General features: G+C 27.2%; 9 protein-coding genes and 1 tRNA gene. All 10 read right to left on the reverse strand.

The features are described 5' to 3' along the window. Nucleotides 1–63 precede the first annotated feature (63 nt). A tRNA-Lys gene (locus VJ881_05870) sits at nucleotides 64–139 on the reverse strand. A gap of 61 nt (nucleotides 140–200) precedes the next feature. Continuing rightward, on the reverse strand, nucleotides 201–926 hold the full coding sequence (locus tag VJ881_05875) for a radical SAM protein (protein ID HKL75577.1): 726 nt from the start codon (nucleotides 924–926) through the stop codon (nucleotides 201–203). 20 nt (nucleotides 927–946) lie between these two features. Continuing rightward, on the reverse strand, nucleotides 947–1,969 hold the full coding sequence (locus VJ881_05880) for a peptidoglycan DD-metalloendopeptidase family protein (protein HKL75578.1): 1,023 nt from the start codon (nucleotides 1,967–1,969) through the stop codon (nucleotides 947–949). 150 nt (nucleotides 1,970–2,119) lie between these two features. Further along, the gene (locus tag VJ881_05885) at nucleotides 2,120–3,109 is read right to left on the reverse strand and encodes a M42 family metallopeptidase (GenBank protein HKL75579.1); all 990 of its coding nucleotides are present in this window, start codon (nucleotides 3,107–3,109) and stop codon (nucleotides 2,120–2,122) included. Next, nucleotides 3,110–4,129 carry a M42 family metallopeptidase gene (locus VJ881_05890; protein HKL75580.1) on the reverse strand — a complete coding sequence of 340 codons (1,020 nt, stop codon included), beginning with the start codon at nucleotides 4,127–4,129 and terminating at the stop codon, nucleotides 3,110–3,112. Beyond that, complete coding sequence (locus VJ881_05895) at nucleotides 4,120–5,178, reverse strand: M42 family metallopeptidase (protein ID HKL75581.1); 1,059 nt, start codon at nucleotides 5,176–5,178, stop codon at nucleotides 4,120–4,122. The genes VJ881_05890 and VJ881_05895 overlap by 10 nt, the downstream gene beginning before the upstream one ends. A 22-nt stretch (nucleotides 5,179–5,200) precedes the next feature. Next, on the reverse strand, nucleotides 5,201–5,680 hold the full coding sequence (gene trmL, locus VJ881_05900) for a tRNA (uridine(34)/cytosine(34)/5-carboxymethylaminomethyluridine(34)-2'-O)-methyltransferase TrmL (protein ID HKL75582.1): 480 nt from the start codon (nucleotides 5,678–5,680) through the stop codon (nucleotides 5,201–5,203). Beyond that, on the reverse strand, nucleotides 5,676–6,458 hold the full coding sequence (locus tag VJ881_05905) for an MBL fold metallo-hydrolase (protein ID HKL75583.1): 783 nt from the start codon (nucleotides 6,456–6,458) through the stop codon (nucleotides 5,676–5,678). Before VJ881_05905 ends, trmL begins: the two co-directional genes overlap by 5 nt. 39 nt (nucleotides 6,459–6,497) lie before the next feature. Continuing rightward, entirely contained in the window at nucleotides 6,498–7,049 is a 552-nt protein-coding gene (locus VJ881_05910) for an ECF transporter S component (GenBank protein HKL75584.1), read from the reverse strand. A gap of 27 nt (nucleotides 7,050–7,076) precedes the next feature. After that, nucleotides 7,077–9,149, reverse strand: a complete 2,073-nt coding sequence (locus VJ881_05915; protein HKL75585.1) for a SpoIID/LytB domain-containing protein — start codon at nucleotides 9,147–9,149, stop codon at nucleotides 7,077–7,079. Nucleotides 9,150–9,264: the final 115 nt, after the last annotated feature.

Consider the following 9,264-nt stretch of genomic DNA (forward strand, 5'->3'; position numbering starts at 1 on the left):
ACCGACGACCTTCAGGTTATGAGCCTGATGAGCTACCAGACTGCTCTACCCCGCGTTGAAAAATGGTGAGCCATGGAGGATTCGAACCTCCGGCAACCTGATTAAAAGTCAGGTGCTCTACCAACTGAGCTAATGGCCCATTTCCTAATGCGACAGTATATATGGTAACATCTATTTAGCTATTTGTCAAGAAATAAAAACTATAAAATTTCTAAATCTACTTTTAAATTTAAAAAATAAGATTTTATTTCTTTTTTTTGTTTTTTTGATAATTTTTTTACCCATTTTTTCGTTCCAGGACGATCCAAAGAATTGATCTGAACTTTATCGGGATTCAATTTTTTTATTAAATCAGCAAATTTATTTAATTCTTTAGCATTATTGTTTATCTCAGGAATAATAAATATCTCCAGCCAAATATCACCTTTAAACTCTTTTTTTAATTTTAATAATCCATCAGTTATTTGATTTAAACGTAAAGATTTTTCAGGTTTATTTATTTTTTCAAATATCTTATTACTGCCTGCATCCAAAGATGGTATGATTAGATCTACCTCTAAAATATCTTCTCTAACACTTTTTTTCCATAAAAGAGATGAATTAGTTAAAAGAGCAATTTTATAATTAGGATAACGTTTTTTTATAAATTTAATTATTTCATTTATTTTAGAATGAAGAGTTGGTTCACCAGTAGATGAAAATGTTATATAATCTAAATTAGGCTTTTGGGCTAAATAATCATCCAATTCACTAATAATTCTATTTGTTGGTGTATATTCTTTTCTCTTTAAAGTTAAATTTGACGTTTTACCAACCTCACAATAAACACAATCAAAACTACAACTTTTATCAGTAATTATATTAATTCCTAGAGATTTTCCAAGTCTTCTAGAATAAACAGGTCCTTTTAAATATTTGTAATTCATATAATATTTACTCCTTATCCTTAAGGTAAATATTTAATAGGGTTTACAGTATTACTTCCTTTTCTTATTTCAAAATGTAGATGAGGACCAGTACTTAATCCAGTACTACCAGAAAGAGCTATTACATCTCCAACTCTAACTGTACTTCCTTTCTTTACAATTAATCTTGAATTATGGGCATATCTTGTTTTTATATTATTTCCATGATCTATTGTAACAGCTTTTCCATAACCACTTATCCAACCACTTTGGATTACCCTTCCTGAAGCAGCTGCTCTAATTTCTTTATGTAAAGGAACAGCAATATCTAACCCTGAATGAAAACTTCTTTCATTATTAATAGGATGAATCCTACTACCATAACTTGAAGAAATTCTTCCCATAACCGGCCATATAAAAGCACCTTTAGTTAATTGAAATGACCTGGCAGTGTTTTTTTCCATATATGGAATTATTAAATTATCTCCAATTCTTATTGTAGAATTTCTTAAATTATTAGCAAGTTTAATTGTTTCTATATCAACACCATATTTTTTGGAAAGACCAGAAAGAGTATCTCCAGGTTCTACTTCGTGGATTATTTTATTACTTAGATTTACATTTCTTCCTCCACCTTTACCAGTTTTAGGAATTATTATAGTATCTTCAGGTTTAATTAAATTTGAATTTAAATTATTTTTTTCTTTAATATCAGATACAGTTGTATCATATTTTTTAGCTAAATCATAGAGAGTATCACCTTTTTTAACTTTATATTTAATATCTGTAGTTCTTTCTTTTAAAGCTTTATAAGTTGAATCACCTACAACTCCATCAACTTTTAAACCATTATTACGCTGAAAGGTTTTGACTATACTTTTTGTACCTAATCCATAAATACCATCTACAGTTATATTATATCCTAAATTACTTAACATATTTTGAACTTCTTCTACCTTTTCATTTTTATCCTTCAAATCTAATGAAAGAGCAAAACTACTGATTGTAAAAATAAATATCATAAATATAGATATAAGTGCAATAAAATATTTGTTTTTATTCATCTTTGTCATCCTTTCTCAATTTTTGCCATTACTTATTATATATTATTCTATATACTTTATAATAATCCTTTTTATTTATTAAATAATATTATATTAGTAGTAAAAGACCAAACTTACACAAAATATATAAGTTTGGTCTTTATTATTTATTTAAAATATTGATTTACTAAGAGCAGTTACTAATTCTATACTTGCTTTTACATCAGATAAGTCCACCATTTCTGTAGGGGTATGAACATACCTGGTTGGTATAGATATTGTACCTGATGGAATTCCACCTTTAGTTAAATGTATGGCACCTGCATCGGTTCCACCAAATTCTAAAACTTCAAATTGATAATTTATTGAATTATTTTTACATTCTTTTATAAGCAAATCTTTTACTAATGGATGAGTAATAGTTGAATTATCTTTGATTTTTATAGCAGCCCCTTCTCCTAAAGAAACATCCATAATGTGTGATTCAGGTGTATCTCCAGTCGCTGTTACGTCAACAGCTATTCCAATATCAGGTTCTATTTGATAAGCAGCTGTTTTAGCTCCTCTAAGACCTACTTCTTCCTGGGTTGAAAAAACAAAATATAATTCATTATTATTATCTTGAATATTTTTTATTGCTTCAATTAATACTACACATCCGATTCTGTCATCATGATAATTAGAAATAACCCTATTATTATTTTCAGAAAAATTAGGAGCATATATAGCAGTATCACCTATTCCTACTATTTTTTCAGCTTCTTGCTGGTTATTTGCCCCTATATCAATATATAATTTACTCATTTCCAGATCATTAATATTTTCCAATTTTTCTACTCCTATAGTTCCTATAGTTCCATCTGCAAAAACTATAGGTGTACCAGGTAGAAAATTATGCCCAACGCCTCCCACATTGGTAAATCTTAAAAAACCATCTTCATCTATATGAGTTATCATTAAGGCTATTTGATCCATATGGGCAGCAAACATAATTTTTTTACCATTACTTTTACCTTTTTTAACTGCAATTAAATTACCAAGGTTATCTTCATAAACATTATCAACATAATTATTAATCTGTTTTTTAATATATTTTCTTATTTTTTCTTCATCACCTGAAGGGCCAAAAACAGAAGTTATTTCTTTTATTAATTTTTTCATTTAAAATTCCCCCTTATTCAAATCTTGCAAATATAATTTTATTAGTTTTTTTAAGTAATCATAGTCTTTAAGACTTATTAATGAAACTGGTGAATGAATATATCTAGATGGCAAAGAGATAACTGCTGAAGGAATACCTTCTTTAGTTAATGAAATTTCTCCTGCATCAGTACCACCAGTATTAGATTTTTTTATTTGGTATGGTATATCATTTTGTTTAGAAGTATTAATTATCCCCTGAATTATTTTTTTATTACTAATCAAGGATTTATCCATTATAGTTAAAGCTGGTCCTTTATCTAGTGATGAAGAGAATTCGTAGTCTTCACTTTCAGGAACATCAGAAGCAGAAGTAGATTCAATTATTAAAGCCATTGAAGGTTCAATATCAAAAGCAGCACGTCCTGCACCTCTTAAGCCTACTTCTTCCTGTACTGAAAAAACAACATATAAAGGAAAATCATATTCATATTTTAATAAATCAATGATTACAGAACAACCAACTCTGTCATCAAAAGCTTTTCCTTTTGCATGATTAATTCCTAATTGTTTAAATTTAGTTTTAAAACTAACAAAATCACCTAATTCAATATACTTTTTAGCTTCTTTTTTACTTGAAGTTCCAATATCAATATATAAGTTACTCCAGGGAATTGGGTTATTTCTTTCTGAGCTTTTTTGAAGATGTATTGCTTTTGATCCAATTACACCATTTATCTTATCATTTCCAACAATTACAGGTTTGGATACAAGAGATCTTTTATCTATATTACCTACGGGTCGAAAATTTAACAACCCATTACTTTCTATTCCTGTTATCATTAAGCCTACTTCATCCATATGTGCGCTTAATAACACCTTTTTTCCTTTCTTTTTTTTACCTTTAACAGCAATTAAATTTCCCATTACATCAGTCCATAATTCATCAACTTTATCTTCAATATTATCTTTAATTATATCTCTAACTTCTGATTCATTACTAGATACTCCAGAAGCTTCAGACAATCTTTTTAATAACATCTTAATCCCTCCACAAAATCAGAGTCTATCCTGGCAATAAATTGCGCAAGAAGTTTTCCACCAGATCTGACATCTTTCATTGATATAGTTTCTACAGAAGTATGCATATATCGTAGAGGAATAGATACTAATGCAGAAGCTACTCCACTTTTTGTTATCTGTATTGCCCATGTATCAGTACCTGCAGGATGAGGCCATGGTTCTACCTGATAAGGAATACCTATATCTTCAGCAATGCTTTTCATCTTTTTAAATATATTTTGATGGACATGAGGTCCAAAAGCTATTGCTGGTCCTTTATTCATTTCTACTACTAAATCGTTTTCTACTCCTGGCATATCACCATGACAAACATCAACTGCTATTCCAATATCGGGATCGATATTATATGTACTGGTATTTGCCCCTCTTACACCGACTTCTTCCTGTACTGTAGCAACTGCATGAACATTAACCTTTGATTTTAAATAAGATAGTTCTTTAAAACATTCATAAAGCATTACAACCCCTGCTCTGTCATCCAATGCTTTACCACTAACATATTCATTTTTAAGATTCATAAATTCTCTTTTTAAGGTTATCATATCACCAATAGTTATAATCTCTTCTATTTTTTCTTTTTTTAAAGATGTATCAATATATAATTTGTTTAATTTTGGCGATTTAGAACTTTCTTTATTATTTAGTAAATATGGTGATTTAGTGCCTATTATTCCAATAATATCTTCTTTCCCATGAATAATTACTTCTTGAGCCAATAAAGTTCGTGGATCAACTCCACCTATATTGGTAAACCTTATAAATCCTTTATCATCTATACTTTTTACCATTAAACCAATCTCATCCATGTGAGCTGCTAACATTAAATCAATTGTATCATCCTGCTTATTATCAGCCCATTTTGTTGCAGTTAAATTTCCAAGTGAATCTTTTGTGATTTTATCACTGTATGGTTCAAAAACTTCTTCAATAATATCAGCTAAATTTTTTTCATAACCTGAAATACCATTAGTTTCAGACAAGGTTTTTAAGAATTTTTTATTCTCCAAAATATTTCCCCCTTAATTAATTTTAAATATTAGAATATTTTTCAAAACCAGAAAAATTTAATTGTCTTAATGCCTCATACAAAACAATAGCTACTGAATTTGCAAGATTTAAAGACCTTGCATTTTTGTCAGCTACCATTGGAATCCTTATTGTCTTATTTAGATTATTTTTTAAAAATTTTTCTGGTAAACCAGCAGTTTCTTTTCCAAAAACAAAAAAATCATTTTTAGAATAATTCATTTCATGATAAGAATTAGGAGCTTTCTTTGAAGCAAAATATAAATTACTATCATTATGTTTTTTTAAAAATTCCTTGAAAGAATCATAATAATATATGTCCAGCATATCCCAGTAATCTAATCCTGCTCGTTTTAAATATTTATCATCAGTTGAAAAGCCCAAGGGTCTAACTAAATGTAATGAACTATTTGTTACAGCACATGTTCTAGCAATGTTTCCTGTGTTTTGTGGAATTTCAGGTTCAACTAATACAATGTTAATTTTTAATCACCTCTTTTTTAGTAATTTCTAAATTTAACCCATCATAGGCTAATTCTATATTATTAGGTAACATTTTATTTGTTTTTTCATGTTCCATTTCATGTGAAATATGGGTAAAGAAGGTTTTTTTAGGTTTTATTTTTTTTACAACTTCTAGTGCTTCTTCTAAATTCATGTGAGTAGGATGTTCTTCAAAGCGAAGTGCATCAATAATTAATAAATCAATATTTTTTATTTTTTTAAAAGTTTCTTTTGGAATATAACTGCAATCAGTAATATATGCCATATTCTTTATTTTATAACCAAATACATCCAATTCACCATGTTTTACTTTTAAAGGAGTAATAGAAATATTATTAAATTCAAATTTTTTCTTTATTGTATTTAAAGTTACCTGAGGAATTCCACCCCCCATTTGTAATGGATCAAAAATATAATCAAAAATATTTTTTATTTTATTCATAGTATCTTTATTCCCATAACAGGGAACAGAACTACCTTTTAGCCAATTAATAACTCGTATATCATCAAATCCCATTATATGATCAGCATGAGCATGAGTAAATAAAACTAAATCAATATTTGTAATATCATTTTCTAACATTTGTAATCTTATTTCAGGACTGGTATCTATTAATATATCAGTATTTTTTTCCCTAATGAAAATTGAAGACCTCATTCTTTTATTTTTGGGATTATTAGATCTACATGTCTCACAATTACAACCTACAACTGGTATTCCATGTGAGGTTCCAGTACCTAAGAATTTTATTAACAAAAATTACCCTCCCCAAACTACAAAATTTATAATAAATTTTTATATATTTTCTAAAGAAGTTAAAATGCCTTTTTCTCTTAAAAATTCCGCAATTTTTTTATATAAAAATACAGTTATACCTGAATTTATAAAAGCTTTAGTTAAATTAAAAGGTATAATCCCTGGTAATAACATATTGATAGTTTTTTCTTTAGGAATTCCATAAAAAATAGGATTCAAAAATACATTAGCTAATGACATAATCAAAGTCATAGAGATTGAACCAGCAATCAACCCTAAAATTGCACCTTTTTTAGAATGATATTTTTTATAAACAAAACCCGCTGTAGCAACTAAAGTTCCTGTAGCAATAAAATGCATTACCGCTCCAAATGGACCACCTAAACCGGTAAATAAAGCCATAAATACAGATAATAACGCCGTAGAAATTAAAGCGGGAACTGGTCCATATAAAAAAGATATGATTAAAATAGGAATATCACCAGGTTCATAAATTAAAAATGGTAAAAATAAGGGAAATCTTATAGTAATCATTAATATAAAAGATAATGCAGAAAGTACTCCAATATTTGTTATTTTTTTAATATCCATATTCACCCTCCATGTATTATTTTATATTTACTGTAAATTATAATTTGAAATACTACTGTTATTATAGAAAAATTTTATAATTTCTTCATAATTATAGCCTTTTTTAGCCATAGTAGCAGCAGCAGATTGGTCCATTCCAACATTATGGCCCCATCCTGCTCCATAAATTATTAATTTTTTAATATTACCATTTTTATCATAGATTTTATCAATAATAAATCTATTACTTCTTAATCCCCCCAAAGCACTTCTAATATAATCTTTTTCGACTTTATTTTTTATTAACTTATTAGAATTTGATTTACTACCTATAATTTCAATACTCTGGGCACTTCCTCCTTTACTTCTTTCTTTAACTATAATATTTTTAATATTATTAATATCAAATCTTTCTTTTATATAATCTATATCTACTTCTTTAATCCAGCGATAAATATTATCAAATGTAAGTTCACCACTAGAGTAAGAAGGAGGACTTGATTTTAACCAATTATTTAATTGATAAGGTGAAAGTGGAAACTCATATTTTTCATCTGTCATCGTACTAACACCACTTAAATATTCATGCTTATTTCCCCATACATCTTCACTACTTTCACAGTAACCACCACAATTACTACTAAATACAGCATCTATAACTCTACCATTATAATATGCAACTTCTTTTAAAGTTTCATTAACTGCTTTATACGTATTTTCATGTTCACTTTTAATACCATGATAGGCTGCACAATGAACACTATCACAAAGGTTATAACCTTCATTAAGATGCCGATTAAAATGTTTAAGGGTATAACTACGTGCAGCAATTGTTTGCGCTTTTAAAGCCTCTAATGGCCATAAAGCAGGCATTTCTGCTGGAACAACTGAATAAAGATATTCAGCCATGTCAATTTTATTTATTAAATTAAATTTCTTAGAATTCAATGTATATAATTCAAAATTCCCTCTATACTGTCTATCTTCACTACCGGCCCAAAAGTAACCTTCTCCATATGCTATATCATACATAATAAATATAGATTCCTTTTCTTGATTTTTAATTTTTAAATGATTATTTGTTTTAATTGTTTTTACAAGATTTTTTTCTCTATATATTTTATATTTCCCATCATTCCTAGCTATAGACCATTCTTCATTTTTATTTCCTTCGATTATAGTATTTTCATTAATAAAAATTTCAAAATTTTTATTAGATTGAAAAGATATCTCATCAACTTCATCTACTATACCTATTTTTATTTCTTTTAAATCTTCTTTTTGAGGAGTCTTTCTTATTTCCATCCATTCAATATTTTCTCTTTCTAATTTTTTTTCAGATTCTTCTTTTTTAGTTAAATAAGGAAAATCATTTTGTAATTTTTTAATCTTTTGTTGAGCTAAATCTTTACTTTTACCTGTACTTAAACTTTTTTTCCAATATTTATAGGCAGATGATTCATCATTTATATTTTCATAACTCTCAGCTAATGATGGATAAACTTTAGTAATATTATTATCTATTGCTATTACTTTTTCATAATAATTTATAGCCTCAATATATTCACCTTTAATTTTAAAAAGATTAGCCAAACCTAAATAATTTAAAGGATATTCACTATTTTGATCAATCCCGTTTTGAAAGGATTCTTCTGCTTTATTATATCTTTTTAATTCTTTATAATTATTACCTAAAATATAATAAAAATTTTCATTTTTAATCTTTTCGAAATCAAATTTAATATTATTTTCATTATTTAATAATTTTTGAAAATGTAAATTAGCGATACTATAATTTGCTAATTGATAGTTATATTTTCCTATTAAATAATTATAATAGTTATTATTTGTAATTTTTAATAATCTTATATAAGTTTCAAGTGTTTTTTCTAACTCTCCCTTTTCTTTATATAAAAATGCTAAATTTTTCAAATTATTTTCATTAAATTTACTTTTGCTCAATAAATCTTCATAATAATTAATTGCTTTTTCGTAATTCCCATTATAATAATTATCTATAGCATTCTGGGAGGTAGCAAAACTAGTAATATTAGAAAAAACAAATAAAAAACTTATTAAAAAAACAAAAGTAATAAAAAATATAATAGTTTTATCTTTCATTTTTACCTCCCTTAATTCATATTATTATAGTAAATCACTTGCAATTTTAGCCAATGGAGAACGTTCCCCTTTTTGAAGCATTATATGACCTGCAATTTCTTGATTATGAAATTTG

The organism is Halanaerobiales bacterium (genome assembly GCA_035270125.1).
In the GTDB taxonomy this organism is placed as follows: domain Bacteria; phylum Bacillota; class Halanaerobiia; order Halanaerobiales; family DATFIM01; genus DATFIM01.